Origin of the sequence: Bradyrhizobium sp. Arg816 (assembly GCF_029989365.1) — a bacterium.
GTDB lineage: Bacteria > Pseudomonadota > Alphaproteobacteria > Rhizobiales > Xanthobacteraceae > Bradyrhizobium.
Genome location: NZ_JAPRAQ010000007.1, coordinates 75,769 through 99,887, shown reverse-complemented (window position 1 = coordinate 99,887; position 24,119 = coordinate 75,769). Strand labels below are relative to the sequence as shown.

24 protein-coding genes are annotated in these 24,119 nt (G+C 60.3%); 7 read left to right on the top strand and 17 right to left on the bottom strand.

The genetic code is table 11. The annotated features are described in order from the left end of the window. Nucleotides 1-93: 93 nt before the first annotated feature. Nucleotides 94-267 carry a DUF2934 domain-containing protein gene (locus OWC48_RS18920; RefSeq protein WP_282521318.1) on the bottom strand — a complete coding sequence of 58 codons (174 nt, stop codon included), beginning with the start codon at nucleotides 265-267 and terminating at the stop codon, nucleotides 94-96. A 3-nt stretch (nucleotides 268-270) separates the two neighbouring features. Here OWC48_RS18920 and OWC48_RS18915 point away from each other — a divergent pair, with 3 nt between their 5' ends. The 6 genes from OWC48_RS18915 (at nucleotide 271) to OWC48_RS18890 (ending at nucleotide 4,774) form a co-directional block, all read left to right on the top strand. Beyond that, the gene (locus OWC48_RS18915) at nucleotides 271-726 is read left to right on the top strand and encodes a low affinity iron permease family protein (RefSeq protein ID WP_282521317.1); all 456 of its coding nucleotides are present in this window, start codon (nucleotides 271-273) and stop codon (nucleotides 724-726) included. A 187-nt stretch (nucleotides 727-913) separates the two neighbouring features. Beyond that, nucleotides 914-1,780, top strand: coding sequence for an NAD(P)/FAD-dependent oxidoreductase (locus OWC48_RS18910; RefSeq protein ID WP_282521316.1), 867 nt, complete (start codon nucleotides 914-916; stop codon nucleotides 1,778-1,780). A gap of 256 nt (nucleotides 1,781-2,036) precedes the next feature. Further along, nucleotides 2,037-2,993: a DUF3618 domain-containing protein gene (locus OWC48_RS18905; protein WP_306664383.1), complete on the top strand. Its 957-nt coding sequence runs from the start codon at nucleotides 2,037-2,039 to the stop codon at nucleotides 2,991-2,993. A gap of 11 nt (nucleotides 2,994-3,004) precedes the next feature. Continuing rightward, nucleotides 3,005-3,586 carry a hypothetical protein gene (locus OWC48_RS18900; RefSeq protein WP_282521314.1) on the top strand — a complete coding sequence of 194 codons (582 nt, stop codon included), beginning with the start codon at nucleotides 3,005-3,007 and terminating at the stop codon, nucleotides 3,584-3,586. 52 nt (nucleotides 3,587-3,638) lie between these two features. Then, nucleotides 3,639-4,055 (top strand): phage holin family protein, encoded by a 417-nt coding sequence (locus OWC48_RS18895; RefSeq protein WP_282521579.1) that lies wholly within the window; start codon nucleotides 3,639-3,641, stop codon nucleotides 4,053-4,055. Next, nucleotides 4,052-4,774 carry a hypothetical protein gene (locus tag OWC48_RS18890; RefSeq protein ID WP_282521313.1) on the top strand — a complete coding sequence of 241 codons (723 nt, stop codon included), beginning with the start codon at nucleotides 4,052-4,054 and terminating at the stop codon, nucleotides 4,772-4,774. The genes OWC48_RS18895 and OWC48_RS18890 overlap by 4 nt, the downstream gene beginning before the upstream one ends. Before the next feature lie 183 nt (nucleotides 4,775-4,957). Here the strand turns inward: OWC48_RS18890 and OWC48_RS18885 are convergent, their stop codons facing one another. The 14 genes from OWC48_RS18885 to OWC48_RS18815 form a co-directional block, all read right to left on the bottom strand. Further along, nucleotides 4,958-5,845, bottom strand: a complete 888-nt coding sequence (locus OWC48_RS18885; protein WP_306664382.1) for a tyrosine-type recombinase/integrase — start codon at nucleotides 5,843-5,845, stop codon at nucleotides 4,958-4,960. A 392-nt stretch (nucleotides 5,846-6,237) separates the two neighbouring features. Next, nucleotides 6,238-6,588 (bottom strand): hypothetical protein, encoded by a 351-nt coding sequence (locus OWC48_RS18880; protein WP_282521312.1) that lies wholly within the window; start codon nucleotides 6,586-6,588, stop codon nucleotides 6,238-6,240. Continuing rightward, nucleotides 6,585-6,752: a hypothetical protein gene (locus OWC48_RS18875; RefSeq protein ID WP_282521311.1), complete on the bottom strand. Its 168-nt coding sequence runs from the start codon at nucleotides 6,750-6,752 to the stop codon at nucleotides 6,585-6,587. The genes OWC48_RS18880 and OWC48_RS18875 overlap by 4 nt, the downstream gene beginning before the upstream one ends. 253 nt (nucleotides 6,753-7,005) lie before the next feature. Further along, entirely contained in the window at nucleotides 7,006-7,341 is a 336-nt protein-coding gene (locus OWC48_RS18870; protein WP_282521310.1) for a hypothetical protein, read from the bottom strand. Between the two features lie 22 nt (nucleotides 7,342-7,363). Further along, complete coding sequence (locus OWC48_RS18865; RefSeq protein ID WP_282521309.1) at nucleotides 7,364-7,843, bottom strand: hypothetical protein; 480 nt, start codon at nucleotides 7,841-7,843, stop codon at nucleotides 7,364-7,366. Then, nucleotides 7,833-8,360 carry a hypothetical protein gene (locus tag OWC48_RS18860; protein ID WP_282521308.1) on the bottom strand — a complete coding sequence of 176 codons (528 nt, stop codon included), beginning with the start codon at nucleotides 8,358-8,360 and terminating at the stop codon, nucleotides 7,833-7,835. The genes OWC48_RS18865 and OWC48_RS18860 overlap by 11 nt, the downstream gene beginning before the upstream one ends. A gap of 73 nt (nucleotides 8,361-8,433) precedes the next feature. Further along, nucleotides 8,434-8,889 (bottom strand): hypothetical protein, encoded by a 456-nt coding sequence (locus OWC48_RS18855; protein WP_282521307.1) that lies wholly within the window; start codon nucleotides 8,887-8,889, stop codon nucleotides 8,434-8,436. A gap of 882 nt (nucleotides 8,890-9,771) precedes the next feature. Continuing rightward, on the bottom strand, nucleotides 9,772-10,014 hold the full coding sequence (locus tag OWC48_RS18850; RefSeq protein WP_282521306.1) for a DUF2934 domain-containing protein: 243 nt from the start codon (nucleotides 10,012-10,014) through the stop codon (nucleotides 9,772-9,774). Between the two features lie 328 nt (nucleotides 10,015-10,342). Continuing rightward, entirely contained in the window at nucleotides 10,343-10,906 is a 564-nt protein-coding gene (locus OWC48_RS18840; protein ID WP_282521305.1) for a recombinase family protein, read from the bottom strand. Between the two features lie 1,146 nt (nucleotides 10,907-12,052). Beyond that, on the bottom strand, nucleotides 12,053-13,057 hold the full coding sequence (locus OWC48_RS18835; RefSeq protein WP_282521304.1) for a terminase TerL endonuclease subunit: 1,005 nt from the start codon (nucleotides 13,055-13,057) through the stop codon (nucleotides 12,053-12,055). A gap of 1,314 nt (nucleotides 13,058-14,371) precedes the next feature. Continuing rightward, nucleotides 14,372-15,052: a 3-oxoacyl-ACP reductase FabG gene (gene fabG / locus OWC48_RS18830; RefSeq protein WP_282521303.1), complete on the bottom strand. Its 681-nt coding sequence runs from the start codon at nucleotides 15,050-15,052 to the stop codon at nucleotides 14,372-14,374. 69 nt (nucleotides 15,053-15,121) lie between these two features. Further along, nucleotides 15,122-16,567, bottom strand: a complete 1,446-nt coding sequence (locus tag OWC48_RS18825; protein WP_282521302.1) for a coniferyl aldehyde dehydrogenase — start codon at nucleotides 16,565-16,567, stop codon at nucleotides 15,122-15,124. Nucleotides 16,568-16,584: 17 nt separating this feature from the next. Beyond that, complete coding sequence (locus OWC48_RS18820) at nucleotides 16,585-16,782, bottom strand: bacterioferritin-associated ferredoxin (protein WP_091955290.1); 198 nt, start codon at nucleotides 16,780-16,782, stop codon at nucleotides 16,585-16,587. A 203-nt stretch (nucleotides 16,783-16,985) separates the two neighbouring features. Continuing rightward, on the bottom strand, nucleotides 16,986-17,882 hold the full coding sequence (locus tag OWC48_RS18815; RefSeq protein WP_091954626.1) for a sterol desaturase family protein: 897 nt from the start codon (nucleotides 17,880-17,882) through the stop codon (nucleotides 16,986-16,988). 111 nt (nucleotides 17,883-17,993) lie between these two features. Here OWC48_RS18815 and OWC48_RS18810 point away from each other — a divergent pair, with 111 nt between their 5' ends. Further along, a complete protein-coding gene (locus OWC48_RS18810) occupies nucleotides 17,994-18,899 on the top strand; it encodes a LysR family transcriptional regulator (RefSeq protein ID WP_091954629.1) in 906 nt (301 codons plus the stop codon). A gap of 2,075 nt (nucleotides 18,900-20,974) precedes the next feature. On the opposite strand, the gene OWC48_RS18805 is transcribed toward OWC48_RS18810, so the two are convergent. Then, entirely contained in the window at nucleotides 20,975-21,814 is an 840-nt protein-coding gene (locus tag OWC48_RS18805; RefSeq protein WP_282521301.1) for a hypothetical protein, read from the bottom strand. A gap of 230 nt (nucleotides 21,815-22,044) precedes the next feature. Further along, complete coding sequence (locus tag OWC48_RS18800; protein WP_282521300.1) at nucleotides 22,045-23,751, bottom strand: winged helix-turn-helix domain-containing tetratricopeptide repeat protein; 1,707 nt, start codon at nucleotides 23,749-23,751, stop codon at nucleotides 22,045-22,047. Between the last annotated feature and the right edge of the window lie 368 nt (nucleotides 23,752-24,119).

Sequence of the window (24,119 nt, the reverse complement as noted above, 5' to 3'; positions counted from 1 at the left end):
CCGCAAAGGGAGGATGGTTCCTAAGCCGAGGCCACCCAGGTCCGCGCTGCTGTCGCATGAGACACCGTCGACTGTCGGTTCGAGAGCCGGTCATCACAGCGGTAGATTGTCCGTCATTCCTTGCGGGACCTCACCCTGTTCGGATCGCTCGGCCAACAACTCGGCCTCCGCCTTGTACCAGAGGTCGTCCATCGCCCCTGCGGGTTCGCCAGCCTGCTTCCAAAGAAAATAGGCCCTGCTGCGAATGTCTTCCTCACTCAAGCCCATTTCATGCTCCGTTCGTTCGTCCTTGGCAAAGCAGAGCGGATCGACAGGTTCCAAAGACGCGCAGTTCTTGGCAATGGTGCATTGTCGCATGACCATCGTTGGTGGAACGGGCTGTGCTGGATCACGTTGGCTGACATGTCATCCGCGGATCTCAAGGGCTGGCTTACCAAAATTGGCGTAGCGACCTCGCGGCCGGCGGCATTCGTCGTCTTCCTGGCCTACGGATCTTGCTGGCTCGTCCTGGGCAACGGATTGGAATGGCATTCGTTCGCAACGCTCGCGACCTGGGGGATGACACTCCTCATCCAGCGCGCCGAGCATCGCGACACTCAGGCCATTCATGCCAAGCTCGACGAACTCCTGAAGGCAGTCGGGAATGCCGATGACGACCTCATGGACGTCGACAAGAAGGACGCCGAGGAAGTCGAGCAAGAGCGCGCACAGGTCCAGGCATCCTGATGGCTGCGCGTTGATACGCCGACCCGAGCAACCTCCGATGAGGTACGGAATTGAATCGCACCAAGCAAATCAGCAAAGTTAATATGAGGGCGTTTACAATGGTCGTCGCGGCCGCCGCAACCGTTCCGAACGGTCCCTGCTCGGGGCAGCTTCCAAAGTGGAGCTCGGTGGGATTGTGAGGGGCGTATTGGATTGTCTGATCGTGGGCGGCGGTCCCGCCGGCCTCACCGTCGCAATCTATCTGGCGCGATACCGGAGGCGCGTAGCCGTCTTCGACGAGGGAAAAAGCCGGGCAGCCTGGATCCCCAAGAGCCATAATTATCCCGGATTTCCTTCCGGCGTCTCGGGCCGAGAGCTGCTCGATCTGCTGCGATGTCAAGCCAAGTCTTACGATGTCGAGCTTGTGCGGGAACGGATTTCCTTCCTGGAAAAATCCGACATCGGTTTTCGAGCCGTCTATCGCGATCTCGAGATTCGCGCACGTCGTGTGCTGTTTGCAACGGGCATCGTGGATGAGGCTCCGGATATCGACGGCGTGGAAAAGGCGGTCCTTGCAGGTATAGTCCGCTATTGTCCAGTATGCGACGCCTACGAAGCCATCGATCGGCGTATAGCCGTGATGGGCCAGGGAGCAGGCGCTCTCGCAAAGGCGAGATTTCTGCGGCACTATTCCGACCGAGTCACCTTGGTCGTTACCGGAGCCCCCACCGCCGAGCATTTGGCGGAAGCCGAAGAGGCAGGAATCTCGGTCCAGCTCGCTGATAGCCAATTGGAGATCAAGGCCGGGTCGATCCACGTTTCCAGTGGATCGAACGGTGCGGGGACGTTCGATGTGCTCTACCCCGCTCTGGGCTGCTCTGTCGGATCGGAGCTCGCCGTCCGACTGGGCGCCGCTGCAAACGAGGTCGGTTGTCTGGTGGTGGATGGGCACCAACAGACGACGGTCGAGGGAGTCTACGCGGCGGGAGATGTCGTTTCAGATCTTCACCAGATATCCGTTGCGACGGGGCACGCCGCGGTTGCTGCCACGGCGGTTCACAAATCGCTAGGCTAAGCACGGGCGACAACGAAGGCCAACTGGCCGCCCCGGCTTCCTGGGAGCTCGTCATGCCCCGTCTTTCGGCCGCCGCAGAAGCGGCGTCTATCCGTGGCCACACGAAGGAAGCAAGTAGGAACGAATCAACATAGCGTGAGTTCGTCTCGCAGCCATTCAGAAAATCGAGCGAGGCGATGCGATGACACGATCCGTAGAGGAGCTCCGGCGCGAATCCGAGCGCAGCCGTGCCGAGCTGGCGGCGACGGTCGACCGGTTGAAGGACAGCATCACCGAGACGGCGCAAGACATTCGCCACGCGGTTTCGCCGGAGCATATCAAGTCCGAAGTTTCCGACTTCGTCGGTCGGAAGACTCATACGTGGATCAGCGATCTCAAGGACAAGGCGCTGGAGAATCCCATTCAGAGCCTTGCGGCCGGTGCTGCTGTGGCGCTGCCGCTCATGCGGATGGCGCGCGGCGTGCCCCTGCCTCTGCTCATGATAGGCGCTGGACTCGCTCTCACCTCCAAGACGGTGCGTGCCCGCGTCCAGGACGCGGTCGATCCCCTCAAGGATCAGGCGGGGCAGGTTCTGGATCAATCCAGGACAGCCGCGCAGGGATTTCAGGACAATGTTCAGCAGACTGCGTCTTCAGTCCGCGGCGGAGCTGCGGGACTGGCCGATACCGCCGCTGACGCCGCCGGCGTTCTCAAGGACAAGGCGACCCATACCTTCGACACTCTTGCTGGCAAGGCGTCGGACGGCGCCGACGCAGCCAGGGATGCGGCCAAGGACGCGTTCGAACGCCTGCGTAGCGGCGCAAAAGAGACGGCCGATGCGGCCAGGGATACCGCCCAACAGGCCCCCGCAGAGGCGCGCGAGGTCATCGGTGACAACGCCGCATTGATCGGCGGTCTGGGTATCGCGATCGGCGCGATTATTGCCGCGGCACTCCCGCCAACCGATGCCGAGACCAAGGTTATGGGGCAGGCGAGTGGCAACGTCAGACAGGCCGCGAACGATGCCACGGCGTCAGGTTTCGAGGCCGCAAAGGACGCGGCGCTGTCGGCCGCAGATGCCGTCGCTTCCAGCATCGCCGACGCGGATCTCGGAAGACACGCCAGTCGCATGACGGAAGGCGTCGCAGAGAGACTGAAAGAAGCGGCAGACGGCATCGTCGCGGCCGCCTTTGATCAAACCCGTAAGCCCAATACCACGAACTCGAATACCTGAAGAGGCACCCGATGAGCGATCTCGACCTGAACCAGAGAAATGCCGCCCAAACGCCGGATGCCCCTCTGTCGGAGCGGTTGAAGGACCAGATGCAGGACGCGGGAGCCGAAATGAAGGAGCGCGCCGGCGAGGCCCTTCGGGCTTCCACCGATACAGCGCGAGAGAAATTCGCGGAAGCGGCGGATGCGGCGAAGGACGTGGCGTCCGGGGCCGTCGATCAGTTTCAGGACCGTGCGCGCGGCAAACAGCAATCCAGTGCTGATTTCATCGAGCGTTTCGCCGGCAACATCCGGGAGGCCGCACGCGCGTTCGAAAACGATGCACCTTTCGCGGCAAAGGGGATCAACTCGGCGGCGGAATACGTCGAAGGTGCTGGCGAGAAGATTCGCAACGGCAGCTTCCGAGATCTCGTCGACAACGCCACCGGTTTCGCCAAGCGTCAGCCGGCTGCCTTCCTCGGCCTATCGGTTCTCGCGGGCTTTGCCGCCGTGCGTTTTCTGCGGGCCTCAGACGGCGGTTCTTCATCGCAGGGACACGATCGATCGGCGTCTTCAGGGAACGACAATGCGCGGTCCGGCGGATCCGGCGGATGAGCCATCGCGAGATCATCGCACCGGCAGATCAATCAGAGAGCGGCGAGTTGACATGACCATTCAAGACGACGTCAAGACCGGACGAGACGATCTGCGAGCGGTATCAGGCCTTTTCGGCGATGCGCTTTCACAGGCCGCGAAGCTTTTCCAGAACGAACTCGATCTCGCCAAGGCGGAATTGACCGAAAAGACGCGGACCATGGCTGGCGCAATCTGCTTTCTGGCCGGTGGCGCCATCCTCGTCATCCCCGCCCTGGTGATGGCGCTGCTTGCCCTCTCGGCCGCTTTGATTTCCGCCGGCTGGTCGCAGCCGCTGTCCTATTTGACGTCAGCCGTGGTGGCCGCGGCCCTCGCGGGACTTCTGATCGCGATCGGGATGAATCGGTTGGATCCGAAAAAGCTGATACCCGGTGAGACGATGCGGCAACTCGAGAAAGACAAGAATACCGTGAAGGGAATGGCGCGATGAGCAGCGAAAAGCCCGGTTTTGTCGATAGTCTGTTGGCAGCTGCGAAGGATAATCCCCTGGCGGCGGCCTTGGTCGGAGGTGGCCTGCTTTGGCTGATAACCGGTGACGAGAAGATGCGGACGGCTGCCAAATCGTTCACGGCCGCGATGGCGCCGGCCAAGGATCTCGGTGCCAAGGCCGCGCAATCCGCCGCATCGGTCTTTGAGACATCTCCGCCGACCGCCCCGGATCTGGACGACGAAGCACACGAGACGGCCGGTGCCATGCGCAAGGCCGCGGGCGCCGCGTCCGACGCAGTGTCAAACACGGCGGAGAAGGTGAAAGGGCGTCTAAACGATGGCATCGCCTCTGCGCAGGAGACCCTGAGCGGGATCGCCGATTCATCGGCCGGGAAGCAAACTTACGAAAAGGCGCGATCCTCGCTGGCCGGCGCATTCGAACGGCAGCCTCTGCTGCTCGGAGCCGTTGGCATAGCGATCGGCTCGGCGGTTGCGGGAGCATTCCGGGTGACGGCGCTTGAATCCGAGACGATGGGGAGGCTGAGCGACGATGTGAAGAATGACTTCGGCAGGCGCACGCAGGCCCTGGCACAGAGCCTTCGCGAAGCCTCGGATACCGTGAGGGCGGAATTCACCGATCTTGGCGACGAGGCGCTGGACCGCGTCAGGCAGACGGGGATGGACGCCGTGGACGCGGCGAAAGGGGCGGCCAAACTATAAATGGATGTCTGTTTCAAAGATCATTAGCGGCATGCCTAGCGAGCCCGCCGACACCATCATCGGAAATCTTAGCCAGGCAACCGCGCCCGTCGAATTTAGGTCGGATCGGGTCTAAATCAGAAGTCCGGCGAGATTGACCGACTATTATATTGCGAGGTGGAGGGAGGCCTTGAGGCGCACCGATCAAGACCGCAGGTTATCCCTTACCCCCGTTTTCCCATCGGCTCTCCGCAGCACCAGGGGCACGACCGCCGCCCTGGCGAGGTCTTCCAGGGCGGTCGCAATGTATTTCGCGTAGTGCCGCTCGATCATTTTGACTGAGGTGTTGTGCAGTTTGGCGACCTGCTGGATAGGCAAGCCCTTTCGGAGACCGCGCACGATGCTTGAGTGCCGCAAAGCATAGGGAATCACCTCCGGCATACCGGCGCGCTCGCGAATGGCCTTCCAGGGACGTGCAAGTTCGCCTCTTTTCCACGGACCGCGTTCAGACTTCTTCCAGGCGATACCTCCCGGCTGCTGTTCATGGATCCACCGCTCGAAAAGAGGTGCATCGTTTGGCCGTCCGGCGATTGCGGGCAAAAGCACCTCAATCACATCGTCGCCCACCGGGACCGGGTCTGAGCCGCTATTGCCGCCGCGCCCCTTGTAGGAGCCCGGCACCATCAGACGCCGTGCCGAAACCTGTACGTCGCCAACGCGCATTCGCCTGACTTGGGCATACCGCGCGCCGGTCGCGGCCAGACACACGACGATCCGATATAGATCGCCATCGAATCCTTGCTCCTGATCGACTTCACACGCAGCTTGAAGGACGGACCCAACTTCCTCATCCGTGAGGATCTGGTTATCCCGAGCAACCGAGACATCATCCTCATCATCGATCCGCTCGGCTTTGAAGCCGGCCTTCACAATGGCCAGGAACGTCGGATTTAGTTTCTTCCGATCTGCGGAAAGCCGTGGCCACGCGGCATTTAGTGCGGCCTTGAGGTCATTCACGAACCGCTGCTTGGTCGTGATCTTTAAGTCCTCCGGCAAACCCTCGCGCCACGTTATCAGGTCATCTTCTGTCAAGGAATGCAGATGCACCGCTGCGAGAGGAGCAGCTTCCGCAGCTTAGGATGCGCGGTCCGTCCTGACTGCGCACGCGGAACGAGAGGTAGACTTTGCCCTTTACGGCGTTGGCCTCGACGTGCTGGGGCAGCCGGCGGCGCTTTCTCATGTCCAGCCCTCATCGGAGGCGGCGAGCTCGCCTTGATGGGGCAACCTATGGACGGCGATGTCAAGTTCCCTGACGTCCCAAGCCTGCCGCCGATCGGCCAGCACGCGAGGGCGCGGCATGCGACCCTCCTCCATCATCTTGTCGAAGGTGTTCGGGCTGACGGAGATATAGGCCGCCGCCGCCTCGCGCCTGATCAAGCGCGGCGGCAATGTGGAGGAAGAGCGGTCTGCTTACGCATCTTGGACTAGCCGCCGCCTCCGCCGCCGCTCTTGCCCTTGCCACCGCGATTCTTCTTGCGGGCCAGGGCTGCAGTCCGCGATTGTCTACGGGCACCCTTGGCGCGGGCGACCTTCTTGGCCACAACTGGCCGTTTTCCTTCCTTCAAGGCGGCGTTGGGCGCCAAGCCAAGCTCGACGCATGCTTGATAGACGTCGAGGCGCAGGTTCAGCCATTCAGACGCTTGGCGGCAGAGTTCTTCGCTTAGGTGTTCATCGAACAGATCACGGATCATCTCCTCGATCTCGTCATCGTTCAAAGTGCTGGCATCGCCAGTGTTGGTCTCGCCGTAAAGAGGCTCCTTCGTTGTCTCGCTCATCGCGCTGCCTCTTTCTGCTGCTCGCGCTCGGCTCGCTCGCGCACAGCGCGAACGAGCTCGCACGTCATGCTGCTGACGTTGTGCGCGGCCCACGCCTTCAACAACGTACGAACGTCGTCGGGGATCTTCAGCGACAAAGTCGCCATTTCGTTGGACTGATTCACAAGCGTGCTCCCGTGTAGATTACGCACGCCTAAAATATTGCACGGGTGCAGCCAATTTCCAGCAAATGTCATGTCGCCGCAACAAGGGTCCCTACGCACACCCAACGTTGATGTTGCTGATTAATTTCGGTCGATAATCTTGGGAAGGCGCTGGCGCAGTCTTGGTAAGGAATTATACGCAAACGTGATTGAAAAACGGAAAAGCCCGCCGGGTTAGCGGCGGGCCTTTGCTGCTGTGAAGCGAGCGGCGCGATCAGCGCGCGGCGATGCGCTCGGCGTCGGCCGGCCGGTTGAACATAGGCTCCATCGCCACGATCTCCCTGAGCCTCTCTCGCTCTTTGTCTGTAAGTCCGTCCAGAAATGCCGCCGCGGTCAATATCGAAAAGGCCGTCTCCACCGCCTGATAGTGAGACATCTCACCTTTAACGCCATACACGCACAAACCTTCGGCTCCGGCCCAGACATTGAAGCGGAACGGCCGATCATTGCCGAAATAGTAGCCGCAGAAATCGACGCTCGCCCACGTCGCGGGGTTGGTAGTATACGCCTTATAGGTGGAGCGGATTCGCTTCGAAGGTCGTTTGCTCATTCTGAGCCTCCCTTTGAGAAGATTAAGACAGCACAGAGCGACTGGTGTTGCGCTGACTGGTGATCGGCACGCGGCCTGTTGCGGTCTTGACCGCCAAGACCCTCGCCATTGGATCTGGGCTGGGCTCTTCGCCGATACGCTCGCGGGCCTCATCGATGGTCAGCACGCCGGAGTCGACATACGATGTCAAAATCTCGGCTTGCCGCTTCTGGTCGACCTCGTCTTTCTCGATCCAGGCAAACTCGACGTCATCGAAGCCGGTCTCGCTACGGATGACGTCGTTCGCGAGATCGCTGAACCACTGCTTGGTCGGCTCCACGCCTTCTTCCTCGGCGGTGCGCTCGGCCTGCTGGGCAGTCGCGTGATTGACTTGTTGATCCAGCGCTGAGACGGGGTAGGAGAAGGCCAGGCAAATGACGCGTGCCAACCACGCGTCCATTTCGTTGGTAAGCGCTGATTCCTTGATCGGAATGTATGAGTTGCTTCCGTTATCAGTGGCCAAGAATTTCATCCGGCGACGCGTCGCGAGGTTTCCGCTGTGCAGGTTGTCCTAGTAATCTTGAAATCTCTGCACTTGGTACGGTCCAGCTCGCAGGTAAGGAAAACAACGCCTCCGGCTGATTACCGCTTTCGTAATATTCGCACTGATACTGTGCCCGCCGGATTGCGATGTTGACCGTGCGGAGTATCTGCTCCGTCGGGGAGAAGCCGAAGACGTGACCTGGTCGCAGGTTCATCGGCCGGTAGACCAAGTCCCGCACCGTGAGATTCGCTGCCGGCAAGCCGTGAAGTAATTGCTGATAGGCTGCAGGAAACGCGACATTCCCTTGGATGACATACCTCTGCGAGGACGCGTCCGCGCCATCATCCCAGAGGCGCGGCTCCGGTGTCCGTCCGTGGGGATCGATGATCCTCTTTATGGTAGCACCATCGGTGATTTGAAGTCTGACGAGACGTCCGAGCCCATCGCGTTTGCAGAACAGCGACGGCGCATCGATGACGAGGAGATCCTCAAGCAAGCTCCGCAACCAGGTGCTGAAGGACAAAAGGTAGTCCGGCTCCCTGAAAAACGCTGTCAACGATCGAATGCGCTCACGCTGTGCCGCCGGTAACGCTGATAGTTTCGGTCTCCGGTGTGCTGGACCATCGTGTCGGGCGCGAATGGTCCACGGCAGACGGCAAATTTGATCCTTTTTGCGCTCCAGAACGATCCTGAGCAAATCGCAGTTCTCGGCGAGCGAGCGGAGCATCTCGAAGGTAAGCCCAAAGCTGATATTCGTCGAGGTCGCCCCCGCCTTTGCGCGCCAAAGCCCGTCCAATGTAGATTTTCGATTTTGAATGAAGCGCTTCGTCGTTAATCGCAATGAAGACGTTTTCAGGCATCGATAAGAATCCTCGCAAGGCGCCGGCCAGAGCCGTGGTCTGGCGCCGCAGTTCGGCACTGTCCTCGCCGCGTGCCTCGGCTCGCTCGGCTAGAAACACCAACGCGGCCGTATTCGCGGCCCAAATTCGGTCGCGCATTGACGGCGCGCGATCGGAGATCGGCAAGGAGGCCCTCGGCAATCTCGCGTCGGCGGGCGTCAGCGGCCTTCAACGCGCGGCCGAGAGATGTTCGCCCATCGATCTTCAAACGTGCGGCTATGTCAGCCATTTTGCGTCCTACCCGGCCCGCAATTTCGTTCTATCTCCGTTCTATATAGGCGATCTCATGAACAAATCAATAAGCCATTGATTTTGCACGTGTTTTGTACGTAACTCGTGCATCTTCGCAGGAGAGAGCGCTAGCCGGGGCGGTCGTCAGCGGCGCGTGCGGAGGCCGTCCAGCCGCCGTCCATTCGGCGGGTCCTGGAGGCCGGCCGACTCACGCCACGCGCTGGAAGCGTGCAACTGAATGTCGACCCGAAGCTACGGCAACGAGGCCGGACCCATCAGCGCCAGGGAATAGATCGCGTGTGATCCCGTTCACATGCGGCGCGGCGAGGCTGTGGTACCGCACGCCATTCAACGGAGGGCTCGGTCTTGCCGCCCGCCATTTTCGATTTTCTATACCGGGAATATTGCCGCGCGCGCCTCGTCGAGATGCGCAGACAGCTTCTCCTGAATCGGACGAACAGCCCCGAGTCCACGGAAGCGGATGGCAACATCAGCTCTGACGGCGCGAATGACCGGGGTAGCAACGTAGGCGACTCGCAGCGTGACGACGACCAAGCCGGGCCAGGTTAGCCGCGCTTCCAAATGCAACGGGTCGCGATGAGCAACCCACCGGAAAACATAGCCCGCCAGTCGAATATCGCCGATGCCAATAGTGGTCCTGCCGCGCCTTCTGAGCAGCCCTTTCTGAGACCGAACTTCCGGGCCCGCGGAGGCGCACCAACGCACGGGCGTGGCGCGCTGGCGGGTGGAGTATGGGTTTCGAGTATCTAGCTTTGGCTATCGCGCATCGATCTCTCGCTCTGCCGCCAGCCAAAAATCTAGGTCGCGCCCCGTCATAGGCCGGCCGCCTTGCTCCCAGAGCTCGTAAGCGCGGTCACTGATCTGTCTATGCCGCAAGCGGTTAAATAGTCCCGTCCTAATTTCTTTCACAAACTCCAATGGAGTTGCGGTGATCTCACCGCGGATGTAGCCAGCTGCCCGGGTAGGCAAGATCTGATCTGCTTTTCGAAGTTTTTCCATCGCAGTCGGGTCCGTCCAAACTATCCAGGAAATTATGCCTGTCGTCGTCCGATCATCGCAATAGATTTTGCGAGTTTTCCTCCAGCGGTTGGGGCTAACCTATCGGCTGGGGGCCCCAAACAGACGCGTTGCCAAGTCTGTTGTTCCCCGGAAACCAGCAAAAAGACCATTCTCCACGCGAGCGCGCAAAGGCGGTATGGCCTCATGCGGCCTTCTGACCGCGCTTGGCTATCTTGGCGATTGTCGCTCGCGAGCAGCCCGTGGCGGCCTGGATCGTGCTCCACGACTGGCCGGCGGCGAGCATGTGGCCGATAGCGGCGTTGCGCTGTTAACGATCCGTAGACTTTCGGCTCAGCCGCGAAATCATCGATACGTTGACCGCGTAGGTGTTAGCGATCTCGGCCAGCGTCTCGCCGGCCGCACGGCGCTTCAGGGCTTCCTTCCGCTGAAAGTCGGTCAGCTTGGGCTTCCGGCCAAACCGTTTTCCCTCCGCCATGGCGCGCTTACGGCCCTCGGTGGTGCGCTCGCGGATTAGGTCGCGCTCAAACGACGCGATCGCGGCCAGCACGGCCAGGAGAAGCCGGCCCTGCGACGACGTGGTGTCAAACAACGGGTCGCCGAGGCTCCGGAACGCCGCGCCGGCCGAGCCGATCTGCTCGATCAGGTCCAACAACTCACGGGTCGAGCGGCCGAGCCGATCCAACTTCGTCACCACGACGACGTCACCGGCCTGAAGGGCCAACATGAGCTTCGCGAGCTGGGGCCGATCTGCTCGGACGCCGCTAACCTTCTCGCGGTATATCGTGGTAGCGCCGGCCTCCTTTAGAGCCTCGATCTGCCCGGTGAGATGCTGGTCGCGGGTTGAAACTCTGGCGTAGCCGAGGACAGCCATTTGCGCGCTCCACTTTTGCAAATAAGTTTCGCAAACTGTAACGCGTTGATTTTCTACGTCCATAACTTTTTTGCAAAACTTAGAAAGTTTCGCAAATCGCCAAGGTGCGCTCAAAGATAGGCATTCCGATCAGGAACGGCACCGGCCCGGCGGCCGTTAGATGCGGGAGGGCCGGACTGCAACCGCGCCCCCGGCGCCGCCGCCCTAAACCGCTTTGCCCCGTTGCGGCAGCGGCGGCGCCTCCCGCTGCCCATCGCGGTCGAGCTGATGCGCTAAGGCGGCATCGTAAAAAAAATCTGAAGACGGGCACGTCCCGCGTGCGGAGATGAGTGTTCAAAATCTGCACAATGCAGAAAATGAACACCGTCCCAGCAATCGTGCCGCTGCCGATGTCGATCAGCACGCTCGAATCGATGGCGGTCTCTCCGCGGAATTTCCGCAAGTAGACCACTCCGCTCTGACTGATGCGACAGTCTCGCCACCTGACACCTGAGCAGAGCCGATGGCAGATCAAGCAGGCGATCTTGCGTGATCCGAAGGCGAATGACTCGGAGATCGCGCTGCAGACCAATACTAGCGATAAAACGGTTGCTGACGTCCGTCGGGAGATGGGCGTTCGAGATCCGGAAGCTCCGAAAAACGAACACCGTCCGATCGATCGGCGAAGGCAGCTGTGACGTCAGATCCATCACTGTCCGTGAGGAAGGTCGCAGCAAAGGCCGGGGTTAGTGTCGATACCGCGCACCAGGCAACCGGAACGTCTCGCTGGTCAACGCGCGCCAGAGAGCGCGCCCTGGGACATTTGGGACAAGGTTGGACATTGTTCCCGGCATGTCCCACTTGTCCCGTATTCTGTGACCGGTGGACCCGCGCGGGCGCTTCAGGCGCCGCGCGTCCACGTCCGCAGGACATCAGATCCCTGCATCACGCGGATCGCGACGATACCGAACTTCCTGAAATCGATCGCGGGTAGCTCGATCCTGCTGCGGAGTGGTAAGACCACGTGACGCAAGTCCGTGCCCACCAGTGAATCCCCTATCTTTGCTGGACACGGACTTGCATCAATCTCAGTGCCGGCCCTACGACGACGACGACGCTCCCATGTGCTTCGGGATATGCCATCGGCTTCCCAGGGCTTCGTCCGGCTTAAAGACTTGGCCTCATACTCGGCACGTGAGACGGATCTAGATCGGCGGCGATGTCCTCGTTGCAGGAAATCAGATCGGCGTTCGGGAACGGGCCCTTCAGCAGCTTGCGGGCGTGATCTCTAGTAACGCGAAATACGAACTTGGCGCCATCGAGCTCGACGAGGTAGGAGGTGCCCTCGACTTCGAGATGGGACGGCACCTGCTGCTCCTTGGGCCAGGCAATGCGCACCGTATCGGCGACCGGCGGCGGCGTTGTCGCCGCCTCGCTGGCGCGGCGGTAATGCTCGAAGATGCCCCAGCCAGGTATCTGCTCCTGCTTCACCGCGGCGAGGCTTGCCATCGCGAGCGAGACAACAACATCGATTTTGTGTTTCTGCTTCTCCTTGGCGATCCGCCATCCCCGCGGCGTCTCCACCGCGATCGCCTGCGAGATCGAGGTGCGCAGCGGCTCGTCGGCATAGGCCTGCAAATTATTGGCCTTGACCAGCTCGTAGAGGTTAGAGCTGGCGTCGGTGAGGTTGCTGGTCGTCTGAGGAAATTCCACCATCGGCGCGCCGCGCTTGATCATCCGTTGTGCGACGCTGGCAAGCTGCCATGGATCGTACCGAATCTCCTGCACCGCGAAGTTGTTGCAGAGATCGATGAACTCAGCCTCGATCGTGCCCTCGAAGTCGAGCGGCGCATCCGGTGACGGCTGAAACACGCGATGCCGCACCAGCCTGACACGCTCGCCGTCGGTGGTGACCACTACGATCGCGGTCGAGTCCCGCTTCAGCGAGGCGTCGACGCCGACGAATACGTGCAGATTACGATCGGATTGGACCGGCTGGAGACCGTGATCGACGCACTGGTCCCAAAGTTGGATTTCGATGAACGCCGACTCTGATGTCGTCCACCGGCATTCGATCATGCGCGCATATTGGTTCGGCCGCAGCGACCGCCGCATCTGCGCCAGCCAGGCGTCGGTCTGCCATGGTGCGACCGGTCGGTGGCTCCAGAACATGAGTAAGCCCTCGCCGGCATAGAGATCGGGCGCGATCTGGGGCTGCGCAGTACCGCGCTTGTATAGCTCCTCCAGCAGGATCGATTCGTTTGAGAAGCCGGCGTAGGTGACGGTTACTCGTCACGTTCTTGACTGATGTCCTCAGCGGTCTGCTCGCCCGTCATGAACGCGCGGCACTTGCAAGCGGGACAGACATCCATCCAGATCTCATCGTACCGGCCCTTGAAAAGGCCGGCTTATCAACCCAGTCGACGGCAGTGTTCCCCCTTCTTCACGGAGGACGAAATGGGGGCGATCCTCGACGCCAAAAACGGACTAATTGAAGGTTTGCTTCCGGACTACATTGATTATCTTGGCGATGAGGGGCCCGGATCGCTTAGTAATCTTTACGTCGAAGCGGCGTTCGCATGCCTCATATCGACGGTCTCCGCCGGGAGCTTCATTAGCTCAGCTCCTACTCCTTAGCCCTTGGGCCGGTCGAGCAGTTCGCCCAAACTTGGACACCGGCAACGAAGGAAAGTGGTGTACCATCAATCTTCTCCAGTCCGGTTTCGGCTATCCAGCATCATGGATCTCGCGCAGTTGGAGTTCGTCGTCGCGCCACCAGTCGAGGAGACGCCGCTTCGAGATGATGGGTCGTATGGAGGAATCCGCGAATTCAGCTTCCAATGAAGCCGGCTTGCTTGAGACCGGCTAGTGCAGAAATATCATAACATTCGATGGACGAATTGAAGCGGTCGTCCGCCAAGTTAGACCCATCCGTGCCGGTAGGACATTTCCGCGGACCTTCCTCTGACAAGTGCAATTCACCTCAGTGAAACGGTGATGACCCCCGGCCTAGCAATTCGCTCAGCCACGCTCGAGCAGGTCGACATCGAATGCGTCCGTCCCAAGCTAAGTGGGAGTCAACGGAACCGCTCGAATTCAACGAAAAAGCGGTGCGCCAACAGCACCGTCCCTGCCGCACCGCTTTTCAGAGCGCGCTAGCTTAGCGTTTCCGCCTCCCAACGGCTTGAGACGACGACGACGATAGCGCGCGACTGAACGTGCTAGTTTCTCGGTCTCGCACCGGATGATGCGGCCAAGTGCGTCGCGTGCGACGCTCCAGTCTCCGTCGCGGTTGATGTAGTGCCCAGCCCAATAGCCGACGCTAGGCATAGCTCGCGTTGATACTTGCCTATAGCGTGCAAAGCGGCGCGATCTGGACCTGCCGAGGATCGGTCGCTCGCCCCTTGAATGAGCTAATGACCGCAAACCGCGGCGTCCAGGATTCGCGTGGCTCCCCGTTACGTTTCAATGACTTTTTGTCACGCGTCAAACCCGTCCGTTGACCGGCAGTAGCGCGCCGGTGACGGCACTGGCGGCGTCGCTTGCCAGGAAAAGGATAACATCGGCGAGTTCCTCCGGCGCGACCCATTTGGCGGGATCGGCCTGCGGCATGCTGGCGCGGTTTGCCGCGGTATCGATGATCGAGGGCAGCACTGCGTTCACTGTGATCTTGCCTTTCAATTCGGCAGCGAGTGACTCTGTCAGCTTGTGCACGCCGGCCTTCGACGCCGCATAAGGACCCATGCCGGAGCTGGCCTGCAGTGCGCCCATCGTGCCGATATTGACGATGCGGGCTGCGTGCGAATTGAGAAGATGCGGGATCGCGGCGCGGGTAGCGTTCAGCGCCGTCTCGACATTGAGAGCGTACATGCGCTGCCAGGCTTTGGGATCGCCGTCGGCAATGGTCTCGAAGGTAAACCCGCCGGCAATATTGATCAGCGCATCGATTGCGCCGAAATGCGTCGCCGCGGCATCGACCGCCTTTTTCGCCTGGGCGGCGTCGGTCAAGTCAACGCCGCCGAGTTCGATCCGCTCGGCGGTTGCCGCGAACTGCGGCGCCGCATGATCGATGCCCGCGACGCGCGCGCCCCGCGAATGTGCTTCCTCGGCGACCACCTTGCCCAGCGCGCCCAGCGCGCCGGTGATAACAACGACTTTACCCTTCATGATGGTCTCCGCGCGAATGAGAATGAAGCCGGGCCGCAGCCAATTGGTTAGGAGGATCAAGCGCGCACATCACGTCTTCCACTTGATCATCGTCCGCAAGATGCTCATTGGGCGGCCGGAGTAGGGCGGCTGAAATAGCATTTGGATCGGCGAGAGAGGGCCTTGGTAGAAGATCGGGCGCAATTTTGAAAAGGTGTTGAACCCCTCGCGCGCGTGGTAATGGCCCATGCCGCTCGCCCCGACCCCACCGAATGGCAGGTCGTGCTGGCCGACGTGCAGCAGAGCTTCATTGACCGATACGCCACCCGACATGACCCGCGAGATGTAGAAGTCGCGCAGCTCGGCATTGTGAGTGAATGGATAGATTGCCAACGGGCGGTCGTGACTATTGATATAATCGGCGACCTCCTGCCGATCTGCATAGGTCTTGATCGGCAAGATCGGACCAAAGATCTCGCGCTGCATGACAATCATGTCTTCGGTCGGATTTAGCACGAGATGCGGCGCAAATTTGCGACGCTTCGCGTCTGGCTCCTGCTGTTCCGCAAGATTTATCAGGACTGCGCCCTTTGTGCGGGCATCCTCCAGCGTCGCCTGCAGCCGCGCGAAAGACCGTTCATCGATGATCGACGTGTAGTCCTGGCCGTTGATATCAGGGAAGCGGTCGGCAAACAGTCGACGGCAATGGCGGACGAACTCGTCCTCACTTCCCTTGGGCAGAAACATGTAGTCGACATTCGTACAGATCTGACCGGCATTGAACATCTTCACCCAGAGAATGCGCTCCGCCGCTGTTTTGACCGGGAAGTCAGGCCCAACAATCGCAGGTGCCTTGCCGCCCAGTTCAAGCGTGACAGGGGTGAGGTTGCGGGCCGCGTTGGCCATGACCGAGCGACCGGTAGCACCGGATCCCGTGAACAGTAGATGGTCGAAGGGCAATGATGAGAATCCCGGTCCTCGTCCGCCGCCATCCTCGAAAAAGGCAAGCTTCTCGATCGGAAAATACTTCGGCGAAACGCGCATCAGAGCCTGGGCGAGCGCCTTTGAGTTTTCCGACATCTTGACCATCGCCCGATTGCCGGCCGCCAGAATCGCTGCGAGCGGACAGAAGCTGAGATTGAGCGGAAAATTCCAGGGAACGATGACCCCGACGACGCCGAGCGGCTGCGGGATGACACGATTGCGCGCGAGCGGATAGGACATGAAATCGACGTGTCTGCGCTGCGGCTTCATCCACTTCTTCAAATTTTTGGCGGCATCGGCGATCGTTTCGAGGACGACGAAGTATTCGGCGAACAGGGTCTCGAATTCAGACCGGTTGCCGTAGTCGGCGTTGATCGCCGCGACCAACTCGTCCTTGTTGTCCTTCAGGAGCTGAGCGAGCGCTTTCAAATCGGCCTTGCGCTGAGCGTAGGACGGCTCCGGCGCCGCCAGATAGGCCGCACGCTGCTTGTCAAAGCAGGACTGAAATTCAGTGGCAATGGCGATCGAGCGGAAATTGACAGGCACGTTCATGATGTATCAACTCCAGGTTAGTGCACGCTTGCGTCCGCATGAACGGAGCGGGGTCTTTCATCCATGATCCGCTTGATGGCGTGAGTGCAGCGGCCGCACTGGGCGCTGCATCCGAGGCAGGCATACACCTCGCTCATACGAGGCCGTCGCTCCTCTTTTGCGACCACTGACCGCACCTGATGGTCGCTGAACACGTTGCAAGAACAGACAATCATCGCCTTCTCCCAACCAATACCAACGCGGCGCTCCACCCAGCCGCAAGCATGATAGTTTCCATTCGGGTCACCTCGGCGTAGTCAAGAGGCCGCTCGCGGGCCAGATGGTGTCGCATTTCGGCTCCTTCCGAGGCACCGCGAACGCCTGCTGCAGTGCCTCGAATGCGCTACCCACGGGGGCAAGTCGAACCTGGCTCGGTCGTTCAGGCTGCCTCCCGTTTAGCTTCGGTCTTTAGGTCGGCTTCGGTGAAGCCATAGCCGCCGGGGCGCAGCGCCGAATGCTCGCGCTTGGAATGGACCAGCGGGTAGAACATCTGCGTCGTCCAGCGCTCCGGGCCAAACAGGATGTCGTCCTGCAGGCCGACCTTGGCCGGATATTTGCGCGTGATATGCGCGGTGCCGAACAGCACGTCCCAGAAGAACAGCAGGTTGCCGAAGTTGCCCTTGTAGTGGCCGATGCCATCTTCGTTGGTGAGAGCGTGGTGCGCCTGGTGCGTGGCCGGCGTGGAGATGGTGCGCTCCAGCACCCACATCAGCGGATGCAGCGCGCGGATGCGGTACAACGGCGCGTCCCACGCCCAGGCGCAGTGCGCGCCCAGGATGACCGCCAGCTTGATCACCAGGTACGCCGCATAGACCGGACCGAAACCGAGATACACCGCCACGCCGCCGATCCACAGGCCCGGCATCATCAGGTAGTAGAAGAAGTTGTTGCGGTAGGTAATGCGCACGCTCATGTAGGCCGCGCTGTGATGCGCGCGGTGCAGCGGCCATAGCAGCGGCGAGTGCGAGGCGCGGTGCCAGAGATACTGCGTGAGGTCATCGCCGATCAGCAGCAGGCCGGCCATGGCCCACCACGGCAAATTGGCCCAGGCGTTGTGCTGAGCGGGGATGAGCCAGTTGCACAGCGCGTTGCTGCCCAGGAGTGCGATGGGCTGGGTGATGGCGATCAGGCTGACGAACATCAGCACTTCCAGCCAGGTGTCGTTGGCTGTCGCGTGGTCTCGTACGGTGGTCTGATACCGCCGAGTGATAAACTCCATGGCGGCAAAGCCCAGAATGCAGGCGCCGATTAGCAGGTATTGCAGTTGCGAGCTCATGTGGGTGTCTCCTCTCGCTCACGTGTTTTTATCGTGAGACGATTTTTAGGAGTGCAATCAACATGCGTCCAATGCATAGTTCTCATCATCTTGATGCATGGAGCGCAACACATGGATTTGCACCGTCTGAGCCACGTCGTCGCCCTTGCCGACACCCTGCACTTCGCCCGCGCCGCCGAAGCCGTCCACCGAAGCCAGCCGGCCTTCAGCCGCAGTATCCAGGCGATCGAGAGCGACCTGGGTATTCGCCTGTTCGACCGCGACGTTGGTGATGTCCGCCCCACCCCGGCGGGCGAATTCGTCATCGAGCGGGCGCGCAAGCTGCTGTTCGAGGCACGTTGCCTGCAGCGCGACGTGGATCTTTACCGCGACAGCCAGCTCGGCGACGTGGCCTTCGGTGTCGGGCCGCTGTTGACGGCCACCCTGATGCCACGCGCGCTCGTGGCGCTGCGCCGCCAGCACCCGCAGGTGGCGCTGCGCATGGAGGTCGGCAACTCGGTGCAATTGCTGGAGAGCCTGCGTACCGAGAACATTGAGTTCTTTGCCGCCGATGTGAGCGACATGCCCAGGGAGGCCGCGCTGGACATCCAGCTGATCGGCGGGCAACCGGGCAACCTGTATGTGCGGGCAGGCCATCCGCTGGCTGGGCGTGAGCATACGCCGCAGGAAGTCTGGGCGTACGGTCTTGCGGCACCTACGCTGCTGAGCCGCGCAGCGGTTGAACTGGCCGCCCTGCTGGGTCTGCCTGAGGGCCAGCAGGCCACCATTGCGCTCGAGTGCGACAATTACGGCTTGCTCAAGACCGTCGCGCTCACCACGGATACCGTTCTGGCTGCGACGGACGCGGCGGTATGGGAGGAGCTGGAATCCGGGGCGCTCGTTCGGCTTGTCGTGCAGGGCTGGCTGTCGCCGCCGTCGAGCACGGGCATCGTGCGTTTACGAGGGAGAACCTCGTCGCCGGCAGCCAAGGCAGCCATTGCAGCGATTGTGCGGGCCGCCGGCGAGATCAACGTGTAGACGCCTTTTATCACCCGACGCATGGTCCGGTGCGGAATACCGCCCCCTTGAAGCGGTCAAATAAGCAACGGTGCTCGGAGCCCGGCAAACTTCCGGTTTGGGTCTTGGTCGTGTCAAAACGGCGGGACGGCAGCTTCTGCGCAAAGCGGACATGTATGTCGGCGACAGAGTCGAGTGAACGGTGCGTGCGATCATCGTACAAACTGAACCCGCGCTTTCCTGATCGTTGACGGTACTGGAAGCTATGCAGTGCGAGTACGAGCCGTAGCCGTCCCGGCTAGGCACTTGCGGCCACTCAGGCGATTGATTCCGATACTTGCCGAAGTCGCCATTCTTCCGACCAGAACGAATTTTCCCGTGAATTCGGCATCAAAAGTTAGAGCGGGCATACCGTCGGGATCTGTCTCCCAGCCTTGAAAGTTTGTGCTTGCAAATCAACGCCGTAATGTCGTCCTAAATGACTGAGTGGGAGTAGTGCGGCCTGTTGGTATCGCGTAGTTTAGCGTGGTCTGGTCGAGTTGTTCTCGCTTCCTTCGCGTTGAGAATTCTGACCGAAGTAGTGAGCTTGGCGTATCCCGGTAGAATTCCAAAATCCATTGCATCTTGACTAATGGAGTATCGCAACGCGTTGGATCGTACAGAAGGGCCGGGTCCCAAAGCGTAGCTTCGAGCACCGGCAGTTTTGACGCAAAGCGGCTCAATTTGATTGGCATGCGGTCGATCAGCCAACGCAGACTGACGTCGGCGAGATCGTCGTTTACGACAATTTCGTGCGCGGCGCTTATGAGAACCTTGCCGGCGCACTGCGCGACCACGCTGTTCTAGCCGTTGTTAGCTGAAACTGGCCCATGATGGATTGGACCGAGAGTTTAAGAGTTTCAATTAGTTAGAGGGACGCGTGTGCATGACGTGTGCACCGGGAGATCAAGAAAAATCTCATCACGGCCAATGTGAGATTGTAAGCAGGTCAGGCCGAATGGATTGGGCAGACGCTGGGGAATTATTCGATCGTTGCCGAAGGAGGGGACGATCTCCGGTCTGAGAAAAGTCTCTGGATCGACCGACACGCCGCCGTCAGCCGCGCTCAGGCCACCAAAGCAACGTGCCCCCATTGAGCGCGTTTCGAGCTTCGTCGTGGCTGCGCTCAACGACGGCAATTGCCTGTCGCTGCCGAGAAGCGCTGGTAGCGTTAGTGTCCTGGGCTCGCTAAGATATCGCCGCACGCCGTTGTTGCAGCCGGTTCTTCACACGCATCGCGGCGGCACGCCCGAAGCGCCGCAGCGGCGGCTGAAACGAACGAGGCATTCTCGGCGAAATATGCTCCGTCGGCTACAGAATTTCCGTCGCGCAAAACACCGCAAACATGTCAATCCCATCGTACAAAATATTCCACGCTACCGAAATTCAGAAAATGGCGTATGTGTCGCCCATCCAGGTTCATCCTTGAGGGATGATCATGTGGTCGTCAGTGTCGCGAGCCGGGCTTGCGGTGGACGCGGCAGCGTCGGGTGCGAATGGCAAAAGGCGGGCCGGATTGCTCTGCGTGAGCCCGAGGCTTCGTGCGGACGAACGGCGCTGACAGGCCCGTCTCGCCAGTAGTTTTCGGGCTACGTCGACAGGGCTGAAAATCTGCGGCGAACATGGCGAGCCGCGCGTACGGCAAAACCGTGTGGTCCTGGCGTCCAGCGCTTTTTCGGGCCCGTTGAGAACGACGGAAGTGTCTGAAAATGAAGGCATTATTCGAGTTTTGCCCGGCGAACGAAAGCGCCGCCCGAACCCTCCGGGCCCCGATAGGCCCTAGTTTCACATGGCGCTGGCGCGGCCCGATTTGGCGTTCGGTCGCGACCTCGGGTGGGTCCCTTTCTGCGCTGCCCCGTCGCTGCGACCCGGTCTGGTCTGCCAGTACCCCCCTGCGCTCCTGACGCGGCTGCATGGCCTTCCTGAGGGCCGCTTGGCGCGCTCGTCGTAGCGATGGCGGCCGATGGTGGCGTGCCGACCTATTCGCCGCTTCCGCCAGCATCTTCTATCGAGCCGAGCCGCCCCGTCGAACTCACCTCTGCTTTCGGCACAGCTGACTACGGCGCTCGATCCGCATTCGTCCGTGGCACGATCTGTTTTTCGCATGTCATGTACAGCAGCGAAAACAAGGTGAAGCACATTCGGGAATAGGGTCCGCGAATAATAAAAATGGTGAGGCCAAAGACTATCCAAGGGATAGGCAAGATGATTGCGGCCGCCGCGACGAGGCCGAAAATGTTCGAGACAAGTACCGCTTCAATGGCGAGTAGCCACAGAGCCATCGCGATTGCGCGTGCCGTTCGCCAGAGCGAGTATTGATCAGCCATCAAGGTCAGCTGCGCAGATCCAGACTGGCCAATGTAAGATGTGAAGAAGCTCAATAGACGCTCATATTCGGAGGCTATGCCAAATCCCCACGCGACCTTCGTTGCTTCGAAATCGCGGCGCAATTTCTCAGGCTTCCAAAACTTAAACTCCTCGGGCTTCCAAAACTTAGATGTGAAGATCTGCCCTGCGCGGGGGGTGGGCAGTTCACGGATTACGCGCCGGAAGGTTTCGTAGTCGGCCCCGCAATAAGCTTTGTGGGCTTCAATAAACGAGGTCATCCACTCGCTGTTATGGTCGAGGTGACGTGCGAATATCTTCATTTCCTCGCCGCGAAAAACAGAAGCGGACAGGTCAAGTATCAGTCCAACGACGAACACGGCGATCACAGCGAGAGCGCCGGCAAAGCCTGTGACGATAGGGGTGAGTAGAGTGTTGGGTTCTAACCCCAAACCTTGAAGTCCATCGCGGATGGTTGGCCAATATCCTGCAGCCCAAAGCATGCCCATATGGCCAATTAGGAAGAAGCCACCAGTCAAAGCGTAATCTGCGAACCGGCGATCTATTTGCATGGCTACGATCCTTGCGCCTCCGGACCCGCCGATCACCGGTTGTATCAAAAGCCTCTGTCGCGCGATAGCGTTGCGGATTTCCTACGAGAATTTTGATTGTCCAATCGCGACAAGGGTTTGGGGTCCTTTGCGAGACGTGAAGAGGTGGGGGACCGCGCGACCGCAGCTGCTGAGGAAATCTGGTGCGAGAAACTCCGTGGTTGCAGTTGCAATTCGCACTGCCGCACGTTTCATTCGGGCAACCCCGTTTTCCGAAGCCCCTCAATTAACAGCTTCGAGTTTGATTGCCCGCCCCGAGCGATGTACGCCGATATCGTAAAGCTGGGGTCGACCTCAAGCAGACGTGCCGCCGCCTCACGCGCCTCCGCGTCACGTCCTAGATGGGCGAAGGCGGACGCGAGACAGCGATAAGATGTTGGAAAGGAGGGGTTCTGACGTAGGGCTTTCTTCCCTGCGGCGATAGCCTCGTCAAACCGACCAAGTTCGATGAAGGCACACCCCATCCCAGTAAACGACCGGTGCAGCAGCGGGTCTACCGGGCTCATGCGAATGGCGCGTTCGAAGTTCCGGATCGCATCCTCCGGTAGCCCCGCAACTTTGTAGACCCAGCCTCTGCAGTGCCATGCCCAAAATGAATTCGGATTGAGGACGACCGCCCGGTCTGCCATCTCGATCTCACTTTCACAATCGCCGACCATGAACGCCAAGATTACCGCAGCTCTTGCTAACGTGTCCGGATCACTATCGTCGATGCTCAATGCCAAGTGAGCAAGCCGAACTGCTTCCTTGCGCTCGAATTGAGGATCGACAGCGTAGCCTTGAAGGACGTTCTGCATGTGACAGTTACCTGCTAGAGCTGCGACTGGGCCAAACCGAGGGTCCAGCTCCAAGGCGCGACGGGCCAGCCTCATCGCCTCGGTATTCCCTTCGCGGGTCGCTAGGTTAAACTGCGGTAAGCCGCGGAGAAAAAAATCATAGGCGGTGAGGTTCTCCGGTCGCTGCCGTGTCGCCAGCGCAATTTCTGTTAGAAGCAGTTTGGGCTGAATGGCGGAGACAACAGCGACCGTTACCTCGTCCTGCAGAGCGAAAACGTCGGTCAGGTCACGCTCGAACCTGTCCGCCCAAATGTGCGCCCCCGTAACCGCATCGATCAACTGCCCTGTGATGCGAACCTTCCCTGCCGCCTTGCGCACGGACCCTTCAAGCACATAGCGCACGCCCAGCTCGCGTCCGACCTGCTTCACGTTCACCACCTTGCCCTTGTAGGTAAAGCTGGAATTGCGAGCGATAACGAAGAGCCATTTGAACCGCGACAGCGCCGTAGTAATCTCTTCAACCATTCCATCGGCGAAGTATTCCTGCTCGGGATCGCCGCTCATGTTCTCGAACGGCAGCACGGCGATGGAGGGCTTGTCGGGGAGCGTGAGAGCGCTCTCGGGCGCATCGCTCGGACTTGGGTCCGCAACTTCTCGCGTCTCCCGCACCTGTCCGACGAAACGGAAGCCCTTGCGCGGAAGCGTCTTGATGAAGCGCTGCTCCTCGCCGGTATCGCCGATGGCAGCGCGGACAGCATTCAGGCGGGTCGTAAGCGCAGCATCGGACACAATGCGACCATTCCAAACGGCCTTGATAAGGTCGTCCTTGCTGACGACGCGCTCCCTGTTTCGGATCAGGTATTCGAGCAGATCGAACACCTGTGGCGCAATGGAAACGACCTCTGCCCGGCGATGGAGTTCGCGCCGGTCGATGTCAAATGCGAATTCCTCGAAGCAATAGCGCAAGTTGCCAACCCTCACGGTGTCCTCCCTTCGCAGGAAGGCATCTTCGCACACCCAAAGAATAAGCCGCTGGTATAAAGAATGTAAACCGAAGGTGGAGCGGGTTTTGAGCTGTGCCATCTCATCTGACGCAGCGGAGCCCAACTCGGTTTGGGTCATAAGCGGCAGTCGAAGCAAAGGCGGCCCCGCGTCAGGTTCGCAGCCGATAGCCGACATCCGAATTGGCTCAGCGTTGTTCAGCTAAGGGCCAGAAGCGGTAAAGCTCGGAACGAACATATGTCTTCCGGTTCACCTCCGATTGCGACCGGTCGAGCGGGCATCTCTATCGGCAGCGTGCTTACCACCCGACGTTCGCCCAGCCGCAACTCGGCACGCTGGACGGCTTGAGCGGGCGAACGGCCATCGAAGGTCGGCCGCCGGTGGTCGCCCTCGGCTTGCGCCGCGCTGTTCTGTGTCGCCAGCGCTCCGCGGCTGCCGCTTTACCCGCAGGGTGGATTGGGACAGACTGATGCCGCAAATGGGTGACT